Annotated in this window: 16 protein-coding genes; 8 read left to right on the plus strand and 8 right to left on the minus strand. The window is 62.0% G+C overall.

The annotated features are described in order from the left end of the window. Positions 1-2: 2 nt before the first annotated feature. The 5 genes from JET17_RS14805 to JET17_RS14825 form a co-directional block, all read right to left on the minus strand. Positions 3-1,118, minus strand: coding sequence for a hypothetical protein (locus JET17_RS14805; RefSeq protein WP_042111505.1), 1,116 nt, complete (start codon positions 1,116-1,118; stop codon positions 3-5). A 25-nt stretch (positions 1,119-1,143) separates the two neighbouring features. Further along, on the minus strand, positions 1,144-1,701 hold the full coding sequence (locus tag JET17_RS14810) for a polysaccharide biosynthesis/export family protein (RefSeq protein WP_012314770.1): 558 nt from the start codon (positions 1,699-1,701) through the stop codon (positions 1,144-1,146). A 303-nt stretch (positions 1,702-2,004) separates the two neighbouring features. Next, on the minus strand, positions 2,005-2,181 hold the full coding sequence (gene eppA, locus JET17_RS14815) for an EPS-associated small membrane protein EppA (protein WP_012314771.1): 177 nt from the start codon (positions 2,179-2,181) through the stop codon (positions 2,005-2,007). 338 nt (positions 2,182-2,519) lie between these two features. Further along, entirely contained in the window at positions 2,520-3,638 is a 1,119-nt protein-coding gene (locus tag JET17_RS14820; RefSeq protein ID WP_012314772.1) for a glycosyltransferase family 61 protein, read from the minus strand. Between the two features lie 75 nt (positions 3,639-3,713). Next, positions 3,714-4,862, minus strand: coding sequence for a hypothetical protein (locus JET17_RS14825; RefSeq protein ID WP_012314773.1), 1,149 nt, complete (start codon positions 4,860-4,862; stop codon positions 3,714-3,716). A 313-nt stretch (positions 4,863-5,175) separates the two neighbouring features. Here JET17_RS14825 and JET17_RS14830 point away from each other — a divergent pair, with 313 nt between their 5' ends. Beyond that, positions 5,176-8,964, plus strand: coding sequence for a dermonecrotic toxin domain-containing protein (locus JET17_RS14830; protein WP_012314774.1), 3,789 nt, complete (start codon positions 5,176-5,178; stop codon positions 8,962-8,964). Between the two features lie 6 nt (positions 8,965-8,970). Here JET17_RS14830 and JET17_RS14835 read toward each other — a convergent pair whose 3' ends face one another. Beyond that, positions 8,971-10,572: a putative bifunctional diguanylate cyclase/phosphodiesterase gene (locus tag JET17_RS14835; RefSeq protein ID WP_012314775.1), complete on the minus strand. Its 1,602-nt coding sequence runs from the start codon at positions 10,570-10,572 to the stop codon at positions 8,971-8,973. 138 nt (positions 10,573-10,710) lie between these two features. Here JET17_RS14835 and JET17_RS14840 point away from each other — a divergent pair, with 138 nt between their 5' ends. The 3 genes from JET17_RS14840 (at position 10,711) to JET17_RS14850 (ending at position 14,170) form a co-directional block, all read left to right on the plus strand. Further along, entirely contained in the window at positions 10,711-12,330 is a 1,620-nt protein-coding gene (locus tag JET17_RS14840; protein ID WP_012314776.1) for an NADP-dependent glyceraldehyde-3-phosphate dehydrogenase, read from the plus strand. 121 nt (positions 12,331-12,451) lie between these two features. Beyond that, positions 12,452-12,919 carry a VOC family protein gene (locus JET17_RS14845; protein WP_012314777.1) on the plus strand — a complete coding sequence of 156 codons (468 nt, stop codon included), beginning with the start codon at positions 12,452-12,454 and terminating at the stop codon, positions 12,917-12,919. 63 nt (positions 12,920-12,982) lie between these two features. Continuing rightward, on the plus strand, positions 12,983-14,170 hold the full coding sequence (locus JET17_RS14850) for a hypothetical protein (RefSeq protein ID WP_012314778.1): 1,188 nt from the start codon (positions 12,983-12,985) through the stop codon (positions 14,168-14,170). Between the two features lie 95 nt (positions 14,171-14,265). On the opposite strand, the gene ilvA is transcribed toward JET17_RS14850, so the two are convergent. Continuing rightward, complete coding sequence (gene ilvA, locus JET17_RS14855) at positions 14,266-15,828, minus strand: threonine ammonia-lyase, biosynthetic (RefSeq protein WP_012314779.1); 1,563 nt, start codon at positions 15,826-15,828, stop codon at positions 14,266-14,268. A 184-nt stretch (positions 15,829-16,012) separates the two neighbouring features. Continuing rightward, positions 16,013-16,444 carry a PACE efflux transporter gene (locus JET17_RS14860; RefSeq protein WP_012314780.1) on the minus strand — a complete coding sequence of 144 codons (432 nt, stop codon included), beginning with the start codon at positions 16,442-16,444 and terminating at the stop codon, positions 16,013-16,015. 188 nt (positions 16,445-16,632) lie between these two features. Between JET17_RS14860 and wecB the strand changes: the two genes are divergently transcribed. The 4 genes from wecB to JET17_RS14880 are packed head-to-tail and all read left to right on the plus strand — an operon-like array spanning position 16,633 to position 23,796. Next, positions 16,633-17,787: a non-hydrolyzing UDP-N-acetylglucosamine 2-epimerase gene (gene wecB / locus JET17_RS14865; protein ID WP_012314781.1), complete on the plus strand. Its 1,155-nt coding sequence runs from the start codon at positions 16,633-16,635 to the stop codon at positions 17,785-17,787. Further along, positions 17,784-19,958, plus strand: a complete 2,175-nt coding sequence (gene nrfB / locus JET17_RS14870) for a cyclic di-3',5'-guanylate-activated glycosyltransferase NrfB (RefSeq protein ID WP_012314782.1) — start codon at positions 17,784-17,786, stop codon at positions 19,956-19,958. Before wecB ends, nrfB begins: the two co-directional genes overlap by 4 nt. Beyond that, positions 19,955-22,957 (plus strand): phage receptor, encoded by a 3,003-nt coding sequence (locus JET17_RS14875; protein WP_012314783.1) that lies wholly within the window; start codon positions 19,955-19,957, stop codon positions 22,955-22,957. Before nrfB ends, JET17_RS14875 begins: the two co-directional genes overlap by 4 nt. Continuing rightward, on the plus strand, positions 22,957-23,796 hold the full coding sequence (locus JET17_RS14880) for a DUF4434 family protein (RefSeq protein WP_012314784.1): 840 nt from the start codon (positions 22,957-22,959) through the stop codon (positions 23,794-23,796). The genes JET17_RS14875 and JET17_RS14880 overlap by 1 nt, the downstream gene beginning before the upstream one ends. The last annotated feature ends 116 nt before the right edge of the window (positions 23,797-23,912 follow it).

The following is a 23,912-nucleotide window of genomic DNA, read 5'->3' on the forward strand; positions in this document are numbered from 1 at the left end:
AGTCAGATGTCGGGATATCTGTACGTCAACGTCAATCCGGCAATGGTCGCGTCAGCATCGGGCAAGCCGTCTTGCTGGCGCTGCTTGTACATCAACGAGAAACGCAGGTCCCAGGCCGGTGAGAATGCGCGGCTCGCCCAGATGCCATACGTTTGTAACGTGTTTGGCGAGACCCCTTTGCTGTCCTGCCAGGAGGCGTCTACACCTACGCGGTCGACCTCGGTGACCAGGTAGCTCCAGCTGCCGCGTACCATATCGAGTTCGGCAAAGCCACCCTCGGCGTTGGCAACGGTGCTGCGCTCTGCGTTGAAGCTGGCGTCGGCACGATCGCCCCGGTAGAACAGCGACATGCCACCTTCACCGCGGCGCCCGCCGCCAGGACCGGTGGTCTTGTTGACGCCGATATGCATCTCGCCTTCAAACCGTTCGGAAAAACGGTGCCTGACACCGATATTAGGGCTGTAGCTGTTGGAGGACACCGCGGTGGTATCGTCCTGCGGTTCATAACGCCTGGCGTCGAAACCGGTGATGATGTCGGTGCGCTCGCTCCAGGCGTAGGTCCATGTCGATGTGTTGTACAGCTCGTCGTAACCGGTCAGCGAACTGATGTCATAACGGGCATGCGAATAGGTAAGGACGTTGGCCAGCGTGCTGCGCTCGGTCACCGCACTGCTCCAGTTGCCCTCGAGCGTGGACATCTCCTGCGTGCCGTCGGTGGTGACCACACCGGTGTCCTGCACAGCACCGGACAGCGTGGAACTCTCCTCGTAGCGCGCCAGCAAGCCAAAGCCACCGGTCTCGGTCTCGCGCTGCCACCCCAGGCTCAACTTGGGATCTTCACGGTCATCAACTATCGACCGGTCGGAGGAGCGCAGCACGTTAACACCCAGGCCCAGACGCAACTGGTCGCGGTCGAACTGACCGATCAGGCTGTAGTCGGGCGCAATGATGGTACGCGTCACACCTTTCTCCTCGGACGTCAGGAGCAATGGGTTGCTGTCGTACTCGACAGACGTGGGCACCACGACTGAAGATTGCCAAATGGCGGCGTGAACCACCCCAGACAACGGCAACATCATGATTGCCGTTGCAATATTCGTTGGTCGAAAAATAGGCACTAGAGATTCTTATATATTGGAAGGGTCAAGGTACGACCAGCGTATCGCCAGCCTGGAGTTGGAAGTTGGTGGACATGTCGCGCCCAGAAACCAGATCCTTGTAGCGCACCGGCAATACCTTTTGTGATGGGCCGCTGCCGCGGATGACCTTGATGGCGCTTTCGTCGGCGAATTTGTCCATTCCACCCGACATGCTCAGCGCCTGAAGCACCGCCGTAGGGCCTGCCATGGGTACCGGGCCTGGCTTGATGACTTTGCCTTGCACATACACAAGGTTGCCCGCCGTGCCCGTGACAACGACGCTTACATTAGGATCGGCCAAGTAGGGCTTGAGGCCGGCAGTGACCTTATCGGCAACCGCTGTGACGTCCAGGCCGGCCACGTCGATTCGGCCTGCCAGAGGGAAGGTGATGCTGCCATCGGGAAGTACGACGGTTTCCTGGCGAAGGGTATCCTCCTGCCAGACCGAAATCAGCACCCTGTCACCGGGGCTGAGCAGATAAGCGGAGTTGCCCTGATCAGCAACACTGCCGCCGGACCAAGCAACGAAAACGCAGAATATGGAAATCAGCAAACGCGCCATGAGGGATCCCTCCGGCCTTGCGGCCCAGGTTCAAGAGCACTGAATGAGAACGACACTAAACCTCTCGCTCCACTTCGCAGCCGTTACAGCGCTGCGACGGCCTCAAGCATCCAGGAGGCCCTTTACCGCAATGCCGCGTCGCCTGCCACTGCCAATGTGCGCCTGGGGCGTCAGCTACTGGAATATAGCAACAGCTGTAAAATTGACAAGCGGCTGACTCCGTCTTCGACGTAAACACCCTTTATTTAGCGTCAATTCACTGGCAGCACGGTTAAGTTGATCGTAAATGCAACAACAACGGCCTCAAATTTTCTTTCTGTTGGCAACTGCGACAAAACCGATCACCGCAAACGCAAACACCCAGCCTGCCGTCGCCAAAGGAACGATATTTGTTTGGCTCATATAAGAATCAGCCGCCCGTGCCGCGCCACTCAATAACACCAACAGAAAGATGGATTTGATGAACAGTGTTGAGCGCATGGTCCCCTCCTACGAAGAGGAAAATTTATTATGGGTTTTTGGCGGAGGAATGAATCGCTGTTGATTGGAGCTTATGGGCACGATGCCATTACGTCAACGTTCCGACACCATAATAAATCTCAATCGACTGCCCCTCGACTCGTCAAATAATCGACATGCAGAAGATGCTGGTATCTTTCAACCTCTGGCGCTTGAAGCAACTCATTGATATCACATAAAAATAAACATTCATCAGTGTCCCACCACGGCGAGCGTACGGGTAGTCGCACCGGGTCGCGACTTGCACGATGTGTTTCATAGGCGAGAAACATTGAGAATCATTGCGCTTAGCGTCACGCTTATGACGGAAAAAGATCGAGGGTACGTTCGACCTCATCAATATCGATCGTGAAGCCATCACCCTGCGGCGTGCCGACAACGAAGCCAAAATGCTGGTGGTCACGGTCAGTCAGGTACTTGTAGTAACTGACGAAGCGGTTCGGTGGCTGCAGCGCCAGCAACGAACCGCCTGAGCGCAGTACATTGACACCGTGAACCAGCTGGCTGCCTTCTACCCCAATCACCGTCCTGGCCCCCGCGCAAGCCGCAACGATGGTGGGCACATCGCATCTGAGTGGGTCGATGACACGAAAGCCACGGTGCCTGCGCAAGTGTTCGGCGACCTCAAGTTCGTTGCGCATCAACCGCAATTGGCCTTCACAGCCACGCAGAATGAACACGCCAGGGTGCGTTACATGGTCCACATGCGACAGCAACTTGTCGCCCATGGCGCGGTAGCGGTGATGCCGGCTGCGGTTGTTGCTCACGTCGTCGAACAGCACCAGCTCCTTGAAAAATGCGCTGCGCAAGCGCAAGGGCTGCATGTCCAGCCACGCCTCGTAGCCGGGGGCTTGGGTAAACAATGGAAACCTGGCCGACGGCGCCGTCGTAATAGGAATGCCCTCATTGCAGGCCAGTGCGTAGGTCGGGCAATCTTCCATCAACCAGGTACCAAACCAAGTGTTGCCGTTTTGCGTGCAATACACCGCACCCCGCTCGATTTCGTAGTCCACCGTTACCCGCGGGAAGGTGCTGGGCTTCAACGACAGCCAATGGCTGGCGTCGTCTTTGTACAACGCCCCATCAATCAGCCAGACATCCTTTAGCAGGTAGCCGCGCGTCGGGCCTTGATGCGCACGGATACCCCCTTCCATGGTGCTCGCGGGGTGAACATGGGGGAAAAAACGCTTGGCTTCCCAACCGGTCACGCGTTCCAGCTGGTTGGGCAGGAAATACGCCGGTGGAGAGACGGTGGTTTCACCAGGTGCGATGTCCCAGGTTTTAACCGCCCGACTTTTTATGTCGATATCGGTTTTACGGGCAATCCGCTTTCTCGCCATGTGTTTGTAGGCGGCCAGCGTCCAGACAGTTTCGCTGGTGATCAGCGTCGAACTGAACTTAGAGATATCACTACCCATGGAAAGCCCCCTTATAATAAGAACGCCATAAAGCTCGCAAGCGACGTCCTTATCCAGGCCGGCTCTGACGCTAGGTTAGTTGGACAACACCCTTTCCATCGTGGGCGGTGATTTCAAGTTGGCATACCGTTCACGCAAGTTCTCGAAGAACAACTCACCCGAACTTTTAGCTCCATACAGGTATATCTTGTGCAAGCCGCCAAACACCATTTCGTGATAACGGCTTGCAAGCGCTTCATCACTGGACCCTTCCGGCAAACCCAGGTGCAGCGTCAACTTGTTGCCCTCAACCGCAAACAGCGGCGTGTCCCAAAGAAAACGGGCCACTCCCGTCTTGGGTAGACGGATGAACATGTAAGCGTGGTTGCCCAGCGAGTCAATATCCCCCCCGCGCCGCCGCTTCCACTTCAGTAACCCGTCATCCGGGCGCGCCAGACAAAGACCGATGTCGTAATAGTCGAAGCCATTGGCCAAGGCCCACTCCAACGCCATGTAGGTGGTGATGGAATTGACCTCACGCAGTTTCTTGGCATCGGAAAACACGGCTTCGCAGTAGCCGAAACGCAAGGTGCTCCAGTAGCGCTTGCCAGCCCGGGTTATCTCACAGCCAAGGTGACAGGCCACCACCTCGCCGTTCAAGGTGATCAAGTCCAGGCGGCCTACGCCCTTGGCCAAGCGAAAAACCTCTTCGGTGGGGAACTGTGCTGCATGAATGCCCTGCCGTGCGCTCGCATAAGGCCGAAGCAGATCACGGTCGGCCATGGCTATTTCGTCATCAGATAGCGTTTGCCTCATCTGGTACAGCGGTCGGTTCTTGCGGATACTGCGGCGCAACTCACTGTCATAGCGCGCGGTGATATCGTCCAGCGAGCGCCCAAGAGGCACAACGGCACTCAGGTAGTGCGGGACGGACAGTGCCCCGAGAGTGGGTAACTCACTGACTACTACGCGGCTGGGCAAGCTGCCCGCCGGGCCCTCGGGCTCTGGTGCCTGCTGTTGCACCTTGCCGCCTATCAACAGCTTGGCCATTTCGCGCTGTTGCTTCCTGCCGATGTAGAGAATTTCGTAGGGGCTTTCCTGCTGCAGCCTGAACCGGGCGACCTCCCAGTGCCAGAAGCACGCCCGCCCAAGCATGTCGCGTAACACGTTTGATACTGTTCTGATCTCGTAACGCAGCGAAGGCGAGATAAGTTTTCGAGCTACGGCCATCATGTGCGCTTTCATGTCTTCTTCGACGTCCTTTGAATTCAAACGGCCTTATCGGAAGAGAAGCGGGTTATTGCTCAAGACAGTGACGTAAGCGACTGATTAGACGACAACATTGCCCCTTGCCGGCCTAACATTCAGTAACAATTTAAGATGCAAGCTCGCGTATTAGCAAGCGGCGTTTTGCAATCGCCTGCCTTCATTTCATGACGTCAATTTTCTTTCCTGCACGCGTTGAGCCATTGATTGCTGCAATGGGTAATTAACTACCTCACCGCTGCGGTGCAAACGGTGCCTGCTATCGGCTCTTTCTCTTATGCAGGTACCGACGATGACTGATCTCGCCCTCCACAACCCTCATCAGCAACTGATCCAGGATCAGCTACCGGCCTGGGCCGGAACTGTGCAACCTGAGCACTGGCAGCGCTTGCGCGAGAGCGTGTTGCCCGAGCAAGGCCTGGATGGTCAAGCACCATGGTTCGCCAATGCTGCACCCGACCTGCGCGAAGCAGTGCTTGCCAGCCAGCGCCGCCTGGACAACTCGCAATACCAACTGGCGCGTGCCCTTGCGGGGCTGCAGAACGTTGCCGAATTTGCCGAAGCCTTGCTCGATCAACGACTGAAGGCCGCGCACCAATTGTCAGTCCCGCTGCGCACCACCCAGCTCATCCATATTCAGCACAGGTTCAGTTTCGGCACCTACGTCAGCGACCACAAAGCGACCAGCCTGCTCGAAGCCGCCCTGCACAACTTTGAAGAACAGGCCACGTTCAGCCATGACAGTGCCCTGGCACTAGCCGGTGATGCACAGTGCGAAGCCACCACGGTCGTCGGCCAGACCACATTGGGCGACAGCGACACGCTGGTTGATATCGACCTACCGTCCGAGTCATACCGTCTCAAGCCGCTGCCGCTCACACCCAACGACTTCGCCCGCAGTTGCCGTGACCTGGATATTGGGCAGCGTTATCAGGAACACCTGCAGACGATCTTCGAAACCCCTTCAAGCCCGGTACGTGCAGACTCGATGACGACCCTGCGCGATCGCCTGCGCCTGGCCGCCGACATGGCTTTCCTGCGCCACGCCATCACCGGCACCGGCCGTGATGTCATCGAAGAGCTTTTGGCCGAGGCTCCCGTGCGCTGCTGGCAGCCATCGCTGTTCGGCATCACGCTCCACGAAGTACTGATCATTGACGCTGGGCAGGCGGGGTTGTTGTTGTACCTGCCGGGTGATGAGCAGCGCCTGCTGCAGTTCTCCGGCCTTGCAGGCGTGCATGCGCATCTCGCCACCCATTTGCTGCAAGCAGATTACCGACGCGGTTTCCAGCGATACGTATCATCATTGCAGTGCTATCGCTTCCTCGACCTGCTGCACCAGAACCTCGACGCCGCAGGTACCAGCCCCACGGATCAACTGTGGTCGATGCGCGAGGGAGCCGACCTGCACCTGACCCTTGCCCCCATCGAGGCGCCACTGCTGGCTTTCCTCTATGACGACCATGTGGCACGCCTGAAGGCCGAGGCCGCAGCCGTGGCAGTGCCTACCGCAGAGGTCGACAAGCAAGCGCACCAACGGCGCATTGCCCAGTGGCAAAGCATGGGCATGGACGCGCTGATGGTTGCAGGTTTCTTCATACCCGGAGTTGGCACCCTGTTGACAGGGGTAATCACCTGTCAGTTGCTTGGGGAGGTGATCGAGGGTTACCAGGCGTGGAGCATCGGCGACCGCCATCTGGCTTTGCAGCACATCGAGACGGTCGGTTTGAACCTTGCTGCCATCGGCGGGTTGCATGCAGCAGGCAAGGTGCTGCCGAAGCTGTTCAACAGCGCGCTGATGGAAAGCCTTGAACCGGTGAAGCTGCAGGACGGCAGCAAGCGACTCTGGCGTGCGGACCTGACAGGCTATGCGAGTACAGTACAGTTACCTGCAGAACTCGAAGCTAACCCGCAAGGGTTACAAGCCCATCAAGGCAGGCAGTTCATCCGGATGGATGGCCAACAGTACGAAATTGCCCAGGATGGTACCGACCAACGCTGGAGGGTTGTCCACCCAAGTGACCCCGAGGCCTACCGACCGTTGCTGGAACACAATGGCGAGGGCGCGTGGCGGGGGGAGCACGAGATACCTCAGGACTGGTCCGACAGCCAGTGCATACGTCGCCTAGGCCTGCCCGTGGATACGCTGGACGATGTGCAACTGCAGCAGGCCATGGTGATCAGTGGCGTGGACCGGGCACGTTTGCAGGCAGTACATCTGGCCGGTGAGCCCACGCCTGCACTGCTTGCCGATACGTTGGAGCGCCTTACGCTGGCTCGGCAGATGCCCAAGCTGGACGGTGCGGCACTGACGAGCATTTACCGGCGTACGGCGAGCACCGCCGAACAGCGGTTGTGCGAGACCTATGCGCAGTTGACCCCACCCCTGGCCAGGCGCCTGCTGACACGACTCTCGCCAGAGGCGTTGGCCGATTGGCACTCGCAGGGTGCACTACCCGCCTGGCTACACCAGCAAGCCGAGCAGATTACCCGCGATTTACCCCTGGCCCGTGCCTTGGAAGGTCTATACCAGCCACGCCTGGCCGACAGCAACAGCGAGCGCCTGCTACTCGCCTGCATTGAGCGGCACTCCAGCTGGCCAGAACACTTGCGCCTGGAAATTCGCGAAGCCAATCCCGAGGGTCGCGTACTGGCGGCCATCGGTGAGGAACAGGCCAGCGAGCGTTGCGTGTTGCTCAGGTCTGGCATGGGGTACGAAGCCTTCAAGGGCGAACGCCCGGAAGCCGGGCCCGTGCATACCGACGCATACCAGGCGCTGTACACCGCAGCGCCATCGAAACTCAAAGAGATGTGGGGCAGCGCTGAAGCGTTGGGTGAGCGCACGCAACGCCTGGCCGCTGCCGAGCGGGAGAAATGGCCAGTGCGCCTCTGGGGGCCGCAGGCCAAGCGCCCTACCCTGCGTCACAGGTTGCGCGGTGGCGCACCTGTCGCTCCACTGGCACCCAGCTCACCGTTCTTTAACCAAAGCGTGCCGGCGCGCTTGCGCAGGCTCTACCCCAGCATCACCCAGGAGCAGGTCGAGCGCTTACAGGCAGACTGGAGTAACACGATGCGCTCTGCGGAGACAGAATTGCGCATTCGTGAAGACGCCTTGAGACAGTTACGCACCGACCTTGATCGATGGGCAACGGGCGCTCCCCGGCGCCAGCCCGCCGTGCGCAGGATGCTCAACGCCTGGCAGCAAAATTCGATACGTGTGTTGTCCACCGGCCAGCGCATCCACTCCCTCGACCTGAAAAACTTCGAACTTGAAAACAGCGACTTGGCGGCCCTCGCGCTGCCAGCGGGTTTCAGCCACATCGCGGACCTTGACCTCAGCGGTAACAGCGCACTGAGCGAGTTGCCCGCACAATGGCTGCATTGCATGCCCGAACTGCAGCGCCTGACCTTGAGCCGTTGTCGCTTCGCCGCGGTTCCAGAGGTTCCGGTACCCGGTAACCTGCAATGGCTTGACCTTGAATATAACCGCATCAGCTGGGACGCACGCGCGCAGGCAGCACTGGAGCGACTGAGTGGGTTGAGGGTGCTGGATCTGTCCCAGAACCCGTTGCTCCACGCGCCGAACCTGCAGAACCTTCCAAGGCTCGGTTCGGTGTTCATGGTCAACTGCGACCTGACCGAACTCCCCCAAGGCCTTCAACGACTGGAGTCGGTGTTGATCATCGACCTGTCCGAGAACCAGTTCCAGCGCCTTCCACGGGGGTTTACCCTGCCTGTGGCCAGCGCCAATGCCTTGGCCCTGGAAAGCCCGGGGCTAGGCCTGCCCATTCGCGAGCAGATTGAAGATTATTACCAGCTACATGGTGCCGACCTGCTGGTGTCCGATATCGACTACCAGCCACTGCTGGCCGAAGCCAGTGCCCGGCGACTGCAGCTCTGGTCGCGGGTGCCATTGCACTACCGTCGAGAGTTGCGCCAGCTGATCGAGGACATTGCTGATTTCGATGACTTCGATGCAGGCCTGGAGGCACTGTGGCGCTGCCTCGAACGCATGGATGCAGACCCCGCATTCCGCGAGCTGGCGCTGGATTCGCCGGCTGCCATGCTGCTGGATCTCTGAACCGCTTCAGACACTGCCCTGGCGACCCCGCTCGGCACGGGTCGCCAGCCAGCGAGCAAGGTCCGCCGCCGGCATCGGCCGGGCCAGCAGATAGCCCTGCCCCTGGTCGCATCCGGCATTGCGCAAGAAGTCATACTGTTCCTGGGTTTCAATGCCCTCGGCAGTGATCCGGAAGCCCAGCGCATGGCCCAGGTCGATGATCGCCCGGGCGACGGCCACTGCATCGTCATCGTCCGGCAGGTCCTTGATGAACGCACGATCGATCTTCAGGTGATCGATCGGCAGCGCTCGCAAATAAGCCAGTGACGAATAACCCGTGCCGAAGTCGTCCACTGCCGTGGTCACGCCCATGGCCTGCAATTGGGCCAGTACCTCACAGGCCTGTTGCTGGCTTTCCATCAGCAGACTTTCGGTGATTTCCACTTCCAGCAGGCTTGGCGCCAGGCCGTGACACTCTAGCGCCTGGGCCAGGCTGGAGACATAGTCGCTGCGTTCGATCTGCAGCGCCGCCACGTTGATCGCCATTGGCCCGGGTATACGGTCCTCGTCGCGCCAGGCAGCCATCTGCGCGCAGGCAAGCGCCAATACCCGCTCGCCCAGCGGAATGATCAAGCCCGTGCGCTCTGCCAACGGGATGAACTCGGCAGGTGACACCAGGCCATGAACAGGGTCGCGCCAGCGCAACAATGCCTCGACACCCTGCAGGCAGCCGCTGAACAGGTCAACCTTGGGTTGATACCAGAGCTCGAACTCGTTCGCCTGCAAGGCACGGCGCAGATTGCGCTCAAGCTCCAGGCGCTGCTGCAGGCGGGCAGTCATATCTGTGTGGTAAGGGCGCCAGGCGTTGCGCCCGCTTTCCTTGGCTGCATACATCGCGGTATCGGCGTGACGCAGCAGGCTGCCAACATCCTCACCGTGCTGCGGACACCTGGCCAGGCCGATACTGCCGGTGACCAGTGCGGTACTGCCATTGAGGTCGAACGGGCGTTGCAGGCAGCGCAGTAGGTGGGCCACCTGGTGGCTGACCTGGCCCTGGGTGCCGCGCAACATGAAAACGAACTCGTCGCCGCCAAGGCGGCACACCCGGTCAGCCGAGGCCAGCTCCTGCAGGAACCGCGCGGTGGCTTGCTGCAGCAACAGGTCGCCCATGGCATGGCCGAGGCTGTCATTCACCTGCTTGAAACCATCGATGTCCAGCATCAGCACAGCCAGACCATCGCCTTGGAGAATTGCATCCGCCAGTTGCTGCTGGAACAGCACGCGGTTGGGCAAGCCGGTGATCGTGTCGTAATGGGCCAGCCGCTCAAGTTGCGCCTGGGAGCTGCGCAGTTCTCGGTTGCGTTGCTGCAGCTGGCGTTGCTTGCGGTTGATCAGGGCCAGGAACAGGCTGGTCAAGCCCGTACAGGCCAGGGCGAACCAGAGCAGCGGCGAGACCAGCGGGCTGGCCATCAGGCCGTCAGGCTGGCGTTGCACGTCCAGTTGGCCCAGCAGCACCGACAGGGCGATACCGGCCAGGGCAAAACCCACCGGCATCAGGCTGCCAAGGGAGCGGCGCAGCAGGCCGGTGGGCGGCGGCTCATCAGGTAGTGGGGAATTGGACGGGATCATAGGCCTTCGTATGCGCTCGATTGCTTCTGTATCGGCGCACTGCGGGCAATATTGAGCCAGACTGGTATTTTTCTTTCGGCGGGTGCATCCTCGAAGCTGAAGCGATTCACCTACCCAGACTTGTGAGGTGCAGTACACATGGACCACCTGCTCGATTCGCTGTTTCCTGCTGCCGGGGATGTACCCACCCCCTGGCAGCTGGGTGAACCCTTGGAGCAACGCGATTACCTGGTCAATGGCGAGCTGAGGCGCTGGGACGGCCCGCTGGCCACCGTGCGCAGCCCGGTTTGGCTAAAGGAAGGTGACGGCGAGCGACAGGTCATCCTCGGTAGCGCCCCGTTGCTCGATGCTGATACGGCACTGACGGCACTGGACGCCGCCGTGCAGGCCTATGACAAAGGCCGCGGCGCCTGGCCGAACATGCGTGTTGCCGAACGCATCCAGCATGTCGAAACCTTCCTTGCGCGCATGCGCGAACAGCGTCAGGCCGTGGTCAAGCTGCTGATGTGGGAGATCGGCAAGAACCTCAAGGACTCCGAAAAGGAGTTCGATCGCACCTGCGACTATATCGTCGACACCATCAACGCCCTGAAAGACCTCGACCGCCGTTCCAGCCGCTTCGAACTCGAACAGGGCACGCTCGGCCAGATCCGCCGCGCGCCGCTTGGCGTGGCCTTGTGCATGGGGCCTTACAACTACCCGCTCAATGAAACCTTCACCACGTTGATCCCCGCGCTGATCATGGGCAACACCGTGGTGTTCAAACCGGCCAAATTCGGCGTGCTGTTGATTCGCCCGCTGCTCGAAGCGTTCCGTGACAGCTTCCCGCCGGGGGTGATCAACGTCATCTATGGCCGCGGCCGCGAAACGGTCAGTGCCTTGATGGCCAGCGGCAAGGTCGACGTGTTCGCCTTCATCGGCACGCACAAGGCCGCCAGCGACCTGAAAAAACTTCACCCGCGCCCGCACCGCCTGCGCGCCGCTCTGGGGCTCGATGCCAAAAACCCCGGCATCGTGCTGCCCCAGGTAGACCTGGACAATGCGGTCGAAGAAGCGGTCACCGGCGCGCTGTCGTTCAACGGCCAGCGTTGCACCGCACTGAAAATCCTGTTCGTCCATGAAGACGTAGTCGAACCGTTTCTCGACAAGTTCCAGCGCAAGCTCGCCGCGCTCAAGCCTGGCATGCCCTGGGAGCCGGGGGTGGCCCTGACGCCGCTGCCGGAGCCGGGCAAAGTCGATTACCTCGACGCCCTGGTGGCCGATGCCACGGCCAAAGGCGCGCGGGTGGTCAACGAGGGTGGTGGCCACAGCCGCGGTTCGTTCTTCTACCCTGCCCTGCTCTACCCGGTAACCGGTGACATGCGGGTGTACCACGAAGAGCAATTCGGCCCCGTGGTACCGGTGGTGCCCTACCGCGACCTGCAGACGGTGATCGACTACGTGCTCGATTCCGACTTCGGCCAGCAGTTGAGCCTGTTCGGCAACGACCCGAAGACCATCGGCAGTCTGGTCGACATCTTTGCCAACCAGGTCGGCCGTATCAACCTCAATGCCCAGTGCCAGCGCGGCCCGGACACCTATCCCTTCAATGGTCGCAAGAACAGCGCCGAGGGTACCTTGTCGGTGCATGACGCCCTGCGCGTGTTCTCTATACGCACCTTGGTCGCCACCCGCTTCCAGGAGTCCAACAAGGAATTGATCAGCGAGATCATCCGTAATCGGCAGTCGACCTTCCTCACCACCGATTACATCTTCTGAACGGGCCCTGCCTATAGCCAAACGATCTACCTGAGCTGTCGATTTTCGAGCTGCCTGACCGACTCCATGCAACAGGGGCGCAACCTGCCCCTTTCGCATCCATTTCAGAGGAGTGTCGAACATGGCAGCCCGCCCGATTCCAGAAGGCCAGCACAGCATTACCCCCTACTTGGGCATCAAGGATGCCGCCAAGGCCATCGACTTCTACAAGCAAGCCTTCGGCGCGGTCGAAATGTTCCGTCTCGAAAGCCCGGACGGCCGCGTAGGGCACGCCGAGCTGAAGATCGGTGATTCTTCGCTGATGCTCGCCGACCCGTGCGACATGGCTGGAGGGCTGACGTCCAGCCAGTCACTCAGTGGTGTCGCCGTTGGTCTGCACCTGTACGTGGAGGACTGCGACAAGGTCTACGCCCAGGCCATCGCAGCAGGGGCCACCCAGCTGCATGAGGTAAAGGACCAGTTCTACGGCGACCGCAGCGGCACGTTGCAAGACCCGTTCGGCAACATGTGGTTCGTCTCTACCCACAAAGAAGACCTCAGCCCCGAAGAAATCCGCGCCCGCGCCGCCAAACTGTTCGCAGGCAACTGAGCGATTGGTTGAAAGCGGCGCGACTTTGCCTGAAGCTTGTGGCTCGTAGCTTGGAGCTGCTTCATGCGAATCATCGACAAAACCGCCGCGCAGGTACGTAGCCTGACCCCGGCCGAAGAGGAACTGCTGCAGGCATTCGCCACCGGCACCCTCATTGGCCCCGGCCTGTTACAGGCCAACCAGCTGCTGATGAAGGTGCGCAGCGCCAACCAGTGGCTGGCCTGCGATTGCCGCAAGGACGCCCTGCCGGTGCTCAATGTCACCCTCAATGGCAGCACCGGCACACTGTTTCTCAAGAACAACCCCGGCACCGCCGAGCATGCGCCCGGCTGCCCGTTCAGCAAGGACGAGCGTGAGGCCGCCGAACGCGAGCAAGACCCGGCCCCGCCCGCCGCCTGGCTGCCCCCTGACACGCCACTGCGCCTGCTCGGTGACTTTCGCAAAGCTAGCGAAAACAGTGGAGCTGCCCAGGACGGCAGCGAACGCCGAGAGCAACAGCGCCTGCTCTCGCTGTTGCTGACCTGGATTGAAACCAGCGGCCTGAACCTGTATGCCACGCACCTGAAAAAGGACCTCACCGCGCAGTTTGCCGAGTTGCGCAGTGTCGCCAGCCGTTACCCCCTGCTCGAACGCGTGCCCGCCAGCAACTACCTTGAAACCCGGCTGGACATGAAGCACATGATGATGCTCAAGGCCCGCCTGCGCGAAGCTACCGTATTCGGCAACCATCGCCGCCATGGCCTTTTGCTCGACTGCGTCGAGCAGATCAAGGGGCGCAAGCTGTTCAACAACCGCAGTGAGGATGGCTTCGACTTCCAGGGGCATCACCTGTACTGGGGTGGCAGCCGGGTGTCTGGGCCGCTGCTGGCGCTGATCCTGTACTCGCCCACCACCGCAGGCAGTCACTTCTACGAGCTGATCCACGTGGCCAGCGTGCCAGTGTTGTCGCGCGCTCACCTGTTCCCGGTTTACCGCGACGAGGAACGTGAACCGCTCAAGGCCTTGGTGTCGTTGATCGACTGGATGGCCAGCAAGGGGGTCAAGGTGCAGATGCGCAGGCCGGTGATCGGTGGCCAGGTGATGGATGAACTGGTGCTGACCTCCGACCAGGACCGCGTGCTGTCGGTGTCGCTGCTGGAGCAGCCAGTCGGGCCGGAACCGGATGCCGAGAATTTCAAGCGGTACGCCGACTTCAAGAGTTTGGAGACATTCCGCAAGTTTGTGGCCGGGTTCTTCATGCGCGAGCGCTGAGATAGCAGTTGAGGCGGCTGGCGTATGGATTGGATGTTGCGGGGCTGTTGAGATCGGGCGCCACCCGAGCAGCCTTCGATCTCAACAGCGTCCGATCACCCAAGAAACAGCTTGTAAGCGGGATTCTCGGTCTCATCCCAGTACCGATAGCCCATCTCGTCCAGCGCCAGCGGCAGCCCTGCCTGCTCATCCTCGGGCACTTCCAGCGCGGCAAACACCCGCGCCTCGGCCGCGCCATGGTTGCGGTAATGGAACAGGCTGATGTTCCAGCGCTTGCCCAGCCGCTCCAGGAAGCCCAACAATGCGCCCGGCCGTTCCGGGAACTCGAAGCGCAGCACCCGCTCATCGGCCCCCGACGCCGCATGGCCACCCACGGTATGGCGCACATGCAGCTTGGCCAGCTCGTTGTCGGTCAGGTCGAGCACGCTGTAACCCTGCTCGGCGAGGTTTGCCAGCAGTTTCTCCCTGGGGTCGTGCAGCGGGTGCGTCTGCACCCCGACAAACAGGCGTGCTTCCTTACCGGGGTAGTAGCGATAGTTGAACTCGGTGATCTGGCGCTTGCCCAGCGCCTGACAGAAGGCCCGGAAGCTGCCTGGCTGCTCGGGGATGGTAACGGCAATGATCGCCTCGCGCTGCTCACCCAGTTCGGCGCGTTCGGCCACATGACGCAGGCGGTCGAAGTTGACGTTGGCACCGGAGTCGATCGCCACCAGCGTCTGTCCCTGTGCGCCTTCGCGGGCCACGTACTTCTTGATGCCCGCAACAGCCAGCGCGCCAGACGGCTCGGTGATCGAACGGGTATCGTCATAGATGTCCTTGATTGCTGCACACAGCTCATCGCTGCTGACGGTCACCACCTCATCGACGAAATGCCGACACAGTTCAAAACAATGCGCACCGACCTGGGCGACCGCCACGCCATCAGCGAAGGTGCCCACCTGCGGCAAGATCACCCGCTCGCCCGCAGCCATGGCGGCCTGCAGGCAATTGGAGTCTTCCGGCTCGACGCCGATCACCTTGACCTCGGGGCGCAGGTACTTCACGTACGCGGCGATCCCTGCAACCAGGCCACCGCCCCCGACCGGCACGAAGATGGCATCCAGCGCACCCGGCTGCTGGCGGAGGATCTCCATGCCCACCGTGCCCTGCCCGGCGATCACGTCAGGGTCATCGTAAGGCGGCACGAAGGTCGCGCCTTCGCTGTCGGCCAGGGTCAGTGCATGGGCCAGCGCATGGGGGAAGCTTTCACCGTGCAGCACCACATGCCCACCCCGTGAACGTACACCTTCGATTTTCAGCGAAGGCGTGGTGGTCGGCATGACGATGGTCGCCTTGATGCCCAGATGGGAGGCCGCCAGCGCCACACCCTGGGCGTGGTTGCCTGCCGATGCGGTGATCACCCCACGCTCGCGCTGAGCGGGGGTCAGGCGCGCCAGCCGGGTGTAGGCACCGCGGATCTTGAACGAGAACGTGGGCTGCAGGTCTTCGCGCTTGAGCAATACCTGGTTGCCCAGGCTGGCAGACAACGCTGGTGCCGCTTGCAGGGGGGTCTCGATGGCCAGGTCGTACACCGGCGCAGACAGAATGCGCCGCACCTGCTCCGACAGCAGCTGCTGAGGGGTAAGCGGGGTACGGGGGCTGACGTTAAGGCTGGTCATCGGGTGCAACTCCTTGGCTGTTTTCACGTTGCCCAGGAGTCGAAGAGTAGAAACCCGCCTCCAGGGCGGGTTCGGTGCACGTACGCGCTAGCCCGCCAAACTGATAATGGCGGTAATAATAATGGCGTTCACATGCGGGAAAGTGTTCATGGGGTGGGAACTTATCCCGCTGAACCTCGGCGTGTCAACACTTGGCTTGCTGTGCCGAGAGCGGCACATCGAACACCTTGTCGAACCCCCACTGGAACACGAACGCATAGACGAAGAAGAACACGAACAACGCCATGTTGGTGAGCAACGCTGCCCACAGGCTGACATCCAGCCAGTACGCCACCAGCGGCAGCAGGATCACCACCAGCCCGCCTTCGAAGCCCAAGGCATGCAGCAGCCGGCGCATGAAGGTACGTTCACGCTGGCGCTGGCGCGCCTCCCAGCGCTCGAAAGCCCAGTTGAAGCCCATGTTCCAGCTCATCGCAATGCCTGACATCAACACTGACAGCACGGTCGACTGGGCCATGCCGGCACCGAACGCCAGTTCCAGCGCCGGCGCCACACAGGCCACGGCGATGGCCTCGTAGAGAATGGCCTGGACGATCTTGCGTGCCTTGCCTTGCATGTTCGGCTCCCTATCGAAAAGGCTTACCACGTTACTAGAAGCCGCTGGCAAGCAAAAGCCTGAATACCTGGCCTGTCCCCGCACGAGCGTGCATTGGACAACCCGGCACCTGACTGCTTGTATCTATCCATTGCAAGCGGCGCGAGGTCGCACAACTTCGTCCAGGGAATCGTACGAGGAACAACACGATGGCCAACACCGTCATGATGGTATTCGGTACCCGCCCAGAAGCGATCAAGATGGCCCCACTGGCCAGGGTCCTGCGAGAGTGGCCCGACATCGACCTGCACATCTGTTCCACCGGCCAACACCGCGAGATGCTCGAACAAGTGCTGACCGCCTTTGGCCTCAGCGTCGATCAGGACCTCAAGGTGATGACCCAGAATCAGACCCTGAACGGCCTTGCCCGTGACCTGCTGGACTCGATCGACAAGGCCTATGAACAGGTCAGGCCAAAGATCGTTCTGGTCCACGGCGATACCACCACCAGCTTCATCGCCGGCCTTGCCGCATTCCACCGGCACATCCCCATCGGCCACGTCGAGGCCGGGCTGCGTACCGGCAACCTGCAGCAACCTTGGCCCGAGGAAGCCAACCGGCGCCTGACTGGCGTGATCACCGACCTGCACTTTGCGCCCACCACCAAGGCCCGCGACAACCTGCTGCGCGAAGGCGTGCCGCTGGAACATATCGAGGTGACCGGCAACACCGTCATCGACGCCTTGCTGTGGATGCGCGAATACCTGAAGGAAACTGCGTGGCACCCCGCCGCCGAATCGCCCTTGCACAACCTGCACGACGATCAGCGCATGGTGCTGATCACCGGCCATCGTCGGGAAAACTTCGGCGCCGGTTTCGAACGTATCTGCCTGGCCCTGGCTGAACTGGCCCTGCGCTACCCCGATGTGCAGTTCGTCTACCCCGTACACCTCAACCCGCAAGTGCAGAAAGCGGTCTACGGCCTGCTCTCGGGACGTGACAATATCCACCTGATAGCACCGCAGGACTATCAGCACTTCGTATGGCTGATGAACCGCGCCCACATCATCCTCACCGACTCCGGTGGCATCCAGGAAGAGGCCCCGGCTCTGGGCAAGCCGGTACTGGTGCTGCGCAAGGTCACCGAACGGCCGTCAGTGCTCGAAGGCGGGACGGTGAAGCTGGTCGGCACGCAGACCGAGCGCATCGTCAAGGAAACCAGCCAATTGCTGGACGATGATCAGGCCTACGCGCGCATGGCCCGCGTATTCACCCCATTCGGTGACGGCCACGCCAGCGAAATCATCGCCGAGCGCCTGAGCCGCTGGTTCGAGGAAAGCGTAATCAAACGGGATGACGCATGAGCCTGGCTTTCATCGATTTTCTTACCTACGTACTGTTTGGCCTCAAGATCCTGGCGATCATCCTCGCCGCACTGATGTTCCTGCTCGGCCTGGACGACCTGTTCATCGACCTGTGCTACTGGTGCCGCAAGCTTTTCCGTCATTTGCGTATCTATGACAAGTACGCCAGGGCCGACGAGAAGCGGCTGTTCGAGGTGCCGGAAAAACCCCTGGCGATCATGGTCCCGGCCTGGAACGAAGTGGGCGTGGTGGGAGAAATGGCGCGCCTGGCGGCCTCGACCATCGACTACGAGAACTACCAGATCTTTGTCGGCACCTACCCCAACGACCCACAAACCCAGGCCGACGTCGATGCCGTGTGCCTGCACTACCCCAACGTGCACAAGGTGGTCTGCGCCCGCCCCGGCCCCACCAGCAAGGCTGACTGTCTGAACAACATCATCGATGCCATTCTGCGCTTCCAGGACGACGCACGCATCGAGTTCGCAGGCTTCATCCTGCATGACGCCGAGGACGTGATCTCGCCCATGGAGCTGCGGCTGTTCAACTACCTGCTGCCCGCCAAGGACATGATCCAGATCCCGGTGTACCCATACGCGCCGCAATGGAAGGGCTTTACCGCCGGACACTACGTAGACGAGTTCGCCGAAAACCACGGCAAGGACGTCATTGTCCGCGAGGCGCTTACCGGCCAGGTGCCCAGTGCCGGTGTCGGCACCTGTTTCAGCCGCCGCGCCATCAGCGCCCTGCTCGAAGACGGTGACGGTATCGCCTTCGACGTGCAGAGCCTGACCGAGGATTACGACATCGGCTTTCGCCTGAAGCAAAAAGGCATGAAGTGCATCTTTGCCCGCTACTCGGTCACCGACCCTGCGCTGGCCCTCAAGCACGAATGGCGCCCCGGCATGAGCCGCGAGTTCGCCCAAGTGATCTGCGTGCGCGAGCACTTCCCGCGTGACTGGCAGCATGCCATTCGGCAAAAGTCTCGTTGGATCGTCGGCATCGTGTTCCAGGGCACCAGCAACCTGGGCTGGAGCCGAACAGGCGCGCTCAACTACTTCCTTTGGCGGGACCGCCGGGGCTTGTTCGCCTACCTGCTGGGCTTTTTGGTCAACCTGTTGCTGCTGGTGCTGCTGGCCATGTGGCTGGTTACGGTGATTGCGCCGCAGTCCTGGCGCTTCATGTCAATCCTCAGCGACAGCCAGCTCCTGACCACACTGCTCTGGCTCAACGGCCTGATGCTGATCAACCGCCTGTTCCAGCGCGGCTGGTTCGTCACCCGCTATTACGGCATCGGCGAGGGGCTGCTGTCGGCACCCCGGATGATGTGGAGCAACTTCGTCAACTTCTTTGCCAACCTGCGCGCCCTGCGCCAAGTGATGGAGATGGGCGATTCACGCCGAGTGGCCTGGGACAAGACCACGCACGAGTTCCCCGCCATCGCCTCACCGGCCCGCACCCCGCTGGGCCACCGCCTTGTCGCCAAGGGCTACATCAGCGAAGCGCAGCTCGAGCAGGCCATCACCAGCCCGGTGCGGCGGCGCCTGGGCCGCGAGCTGCTGCTGCGTGGCTGGCTGACCAGCGAACAGCTGGTGCAGACCCTGGCCGAGCAGCTCGACCTGCCATGGGCACCGCTCAACCCGTTCAAACTCGACCCGCAACTGATCGCCCTGCTGCCGCGCCGGCTGGCCACGCACTACGGCGTGCTGCCGGTGGCCGAAGACGGCAATACGCTGGTGCTGGCCAGCGAGAGCCCGGTCAGCCAGGTCTCGCTGGGGGTGATCAGCCGCCAGCTCAAACGCCCGGTCAGCTGCCGCCTGGCACCCCAAGGCCGGGTGACCCTGGGCCTGCGCTACCACTACCCCAGCCCCTGGCAGACAGACCAGACCCGGCAGATGCTTGAAGTGCTCGAACGGCACCAGGACAACGCCGAACTGATTGAGCAGGTGAGTATCCACCAGGTCATGCTCGGTGCGTTGCTGCAGGTGCGCGGCATGGTCCCGGTGACCCTGTTCAACCAGGCCCTGATCGACTTCGATCCCGAGCAGCAGAGCCTTGGCGAACACCTGATCGCGCGCGGCATCATCACCGAGCTCGTGTTGCAGCAGGCGCTCGAAGAACAGGCCAGCGAACAGCAGGCTGCCTTTGACCTGATCAGGGAGGTGGCATGAAGCCGCGCGTTACCCTCACATTCACCGGGCTATTGCTGTGCACCACCGCCCTGCCTGCCTTGGCCGCGCCCATGACCGATTTCCAGCGGTTCACCAGCTATCCGTTCATGGAACGCAGTTACCGCGAAGCGAAGAGAGACAACTGGGCCGAAGTCGAGCGCCTGACACGCCATGTACTGGGGCGGGTGCCGAACAACGATGAAGCGCGCGCGCTGCTGGTCGAGGCCCTGGCCCACCAGCGCCGCTACAAGGAAGCAGAAGCACTGGCCGAGCAGCTCGGCAGCGGCACGGAGAATGCCGACGCCCTGCTCGAGCTGCGCCTGACCTGGATCGAGCAGGACCCACCCGCGGCCAGCCAGGTGGAGGGCTGGTTGGCCACAGCTGACGGCGCACACCGGGTACGCCTGTGGCAGGCCTACAGCCTGAGCCTGGCCAAATTCGGCGGTGCCGGCAGGGCCCTGGACTGGCTGAGCCAGTTGCCACCACGCGGCGATGGCCAGGTGCTGCGCCTGGCCAGGGCCAATTTCGCCGAGCAACTGCGCAACTGGAATGCCACCATCGATCAACTGCAGCCTCTGGCCGACAGGGGGCAATTGCCGGCCGATGCCTGGCAGCGCCTGGCCAACGCCTACGTCCAGCAGGTCGATGAAAAGGGCCTGACCCGCTTGCTGCAAAGCGCGCCTTCCCCCGAGATGGCCAGCCAGACCCGGCTGGCCATGGCCAACCGCGCAATCGCAATGGGCTACAACAAACAGGCACAGCGCTGGCTGCAAACACTGCCCACCGAGCAGTTGCAACAGCCCGAGCAGCGCCAGCAGCTCTGGGAGCTGGCCCGCGAAGGCAACGATGCGCCGCTGCTCAGGCGCCTGAGCAACGAGCTGCAGCGGCCCTGCCTGGAGACGGTCGACTGGCTTTCACGGCACGACCCGAACATTGCCCGCGAACAGTTCAAAGACTGCTCTGCAGGCGCCGAACCACGAGCCTACGCAATACTCAAGCAGCGCCTATACGGCAACCCGGCAGCGCCGCCCCAACCGCGCACCGCCGCCGAGTGGGAGCAACGTTACCGGCGCACGGGCGAGCTGGCCGCGCTTGAACAAGCAACCTTCCTACTGGTGCGGCAAGGCCACGACGAGCGCGCCCGAACCTTGTTGGAGCAGGCCTACGACCGGCGCCAGGGACGTCTGACACCCTCACTGCTGCAGCGCCTGGGCAACCTTTATGCTCGCCAGGACGGCCAGCTGGACAGCCGCAGAATGCTCAGCCTGATCCCCCAGGTGGATGCCAATACCCGTGGCCAGCTGCTGGGCCGCCTGGCCGAGGCCGGGCAATGCGACACCGTACGCCGGGCCATGCCGGCAACCCCCAGCGAAGCCGGGCAATACCGTGCACTGGGGCGCTGCGCCATGCCCGAACAGCCGGGTGAAGCGGTGGTCTACTACCAGGCCGCCGAGCGCCTGGGCGACAGTGGCAACCGCTTGCCACTGGCCTATGCCCTAGAGGCTGCAGGTGACTCCACCGCAGCCCTGCCAATCTGGCGCAGCCTGCCGGACAGCGCCTGGAACGACAACGCCCGCCTGACCGCCGCCGCAGGTGCGCTGAACGCGGGCGACCCGCAAGCTGCCCGCCGCTACTGGGACGCCGCCGCGCATACCCGCGCCGACGACTGGGCACTGGGCGCCGCCATCGCCCAGCGCCAGGGGGACCTGCAGGCCGCCCTTGGCTTTCAGCGCCAGGCGCTGGCACACACCCCTCGCGCCGACCACTACTACGCGGCCGCCGGCACCGCACAACAGGCCGGCGACAGCGCCCAGAGCACTGCCTGGCTAGCCGAAGCGGTGCGCCTGGCCCCCAACCAACCACGCTATCGCGCCGACTACGGCATGCGCCTGGCCAGCTCGCCAGACAAGGCCGAGCGCCGCCAGGCGATCCCGTATCTGGAGCGCGCCACCGTCGATTTCCCCGAGGATTACCGCCTCGGCGAGACCCTGGCCGTGCGCTATGACGAAGCCGAAAACAGTGCCTCTGCCCGCCGCGAGCTGCGCCGGGTGATCGATGTGGAGCAGGACCTGGTCGACGGCGACGATGAATACGGCAGCCTCGATGCCCGTAAATACCGCCAGCGGCGCGCCCACGAAACCCTGTCGCGGCGTGACACCGTGACGCTGGCCAGCACCTGGTCGCCAGCTGGCACCTCGACCAACGACCGGTTCCTCGAAAACGGTGTGCGCAGCGGCAGTTCGCGCCGTGCACAGTCGCAAAACGTGCAACTGGCCATGTGGGACCATGCCCTGGGCGAAGAGCCCAGCCGCAATGGCAGCACATTGTCGGTGTACGGCCGCGTTCTGTTCGGCGGCCAAAGCCGTACCGACTATGCCCAGAGCATGGGCACCGGTGTCGGCCTGCGTTACAAACCGTTCGGCCAGGCCAACCTCAACCTGTACGCCGAGCTATACCATCAACGGCAGATCGATGCCGAGCATTACAGCGGCCTGAGTCTCGGTGAGCTGCTCAGCCCGGCCAAGGTCGGTGGCAACTGGGGTGACCTGCGCCACAACGCAGAGTCGAGCAACGACCTGCTGCTGCGTGCCACTGCCTCGTTTCTTGACCAAGGTGACTGGCGCAACGACTGGCGGGTAGACGAGGACGACTGGAACGAGCGCTTCCTCTACCTCGACGCTGCCTGGTGGACCCGTGCCGGTGATCATGCCTGGCTGTCCCGTTACCAGCAGGGCCATGCCTGGAAATTGCCCGGCACTTCGCCGCAAACCCTCATGCCCTATGGCTTCCTCGAGTTTTCTAGCCAGGATCCCAGCAACGATTGGCGCCAAGATGCCCGCGCCGGCGTGGGGGTGCGCTGGCAATGGTGGTTCGACGATGACCGCTACAACGCTTACCGCGGCTCGCTGAAAGTACGCGCCGAGTATCAGCAGTCGTTGGGTGGCAACCTTTACCAGCGCGCCAATGGTGTGCTGGTCGGCGCGGAGATGAGCTTCTGATGCGTACCTTTCTGGCCATCTGCCTGTTTGCACTGAGCCTGCCGGTCCTGGCCGACCAGCGCCTGTTCTATCAACCGCTGAACAGTGACGCCAGCGTCAGCCCCGCCCAATGGCAGCAACTGTGGCGTGCCACCGTGGCTCAGGGCGGCAAGACCGTGATCGTACAGTGGAGCGCCTATGGCGACAGCGACTTCGGTGGTGCCCAAGGCTGGCTGGCCAACAGCTTGCGCGAGGCGCATACCCAGGGCCTGCAACTGGTGCTCGGGCTGTACATGGACCCGGCCTATTATCAGCGCATCGAAGCACTCGATGGTGATGGGCTGAGCAGCTACTGGAAAGCCCAACTGGGCAGATCCCTGAGCCAGTACCGGCAGGTGCGCCAGCACTGGCAAATAGAGGTGGCTGGCTGGTACCTGCCGATGGAGCTGGACGACCTGCACTTTCGCGACACAGCCCGTCGCCAGGCGCTGTACAGCCAGTTGCAAGCATTCAACCAACAGTTGGACAAACCGCTGCACATCAGTGCCTTCACTGCCGGCAAACTGGCGCCGCGGGTCAATGGCGCGTGGCTGGACCAGCTCGCAGGCCTGGGTGTGAGCGTCTGGTGGCAGGACGGCACCGGCACCGGGCGGCTACCGGCGCTGGTGCGCCAAAGCTATGAACAGGCTTTGCCTTGCCGCGTGGGCGTGGTGCGTGAAGCGTTTCGCCAGGTGAGTGCGCCGGGGCAGGCGTTCAAGGCGCAGGCTGCGCAACCGAAGCTGACCGGCGGATGCCATGCCGAGGCAGTGTTTGCCCTGCGCTATCGGCCTTGGGCTCGGGGTGTTCTGCAGCAGAACTGAGACTGCCTGCACCTGCCTCATCGCCGGCAAGCCGGCTCCCACAAGTACCCCGCTGCTCTCAAGCTCAGCGCAAACCCAGTGGGAGCCGGCTTGCCGGCGATCATCGGCGAAGCCGG

Origin of the sequence: Pseudomonas putida (assembly GCF_016406145.1) — a bacterium.
Classification (GTDB): Bacteria; Pseudomonadota; Gammaproteobacteria; order Pseudomonadales; family Pseudomonadaceae; genus Aquipseudomonas; species Aquipseudomonas putida_E.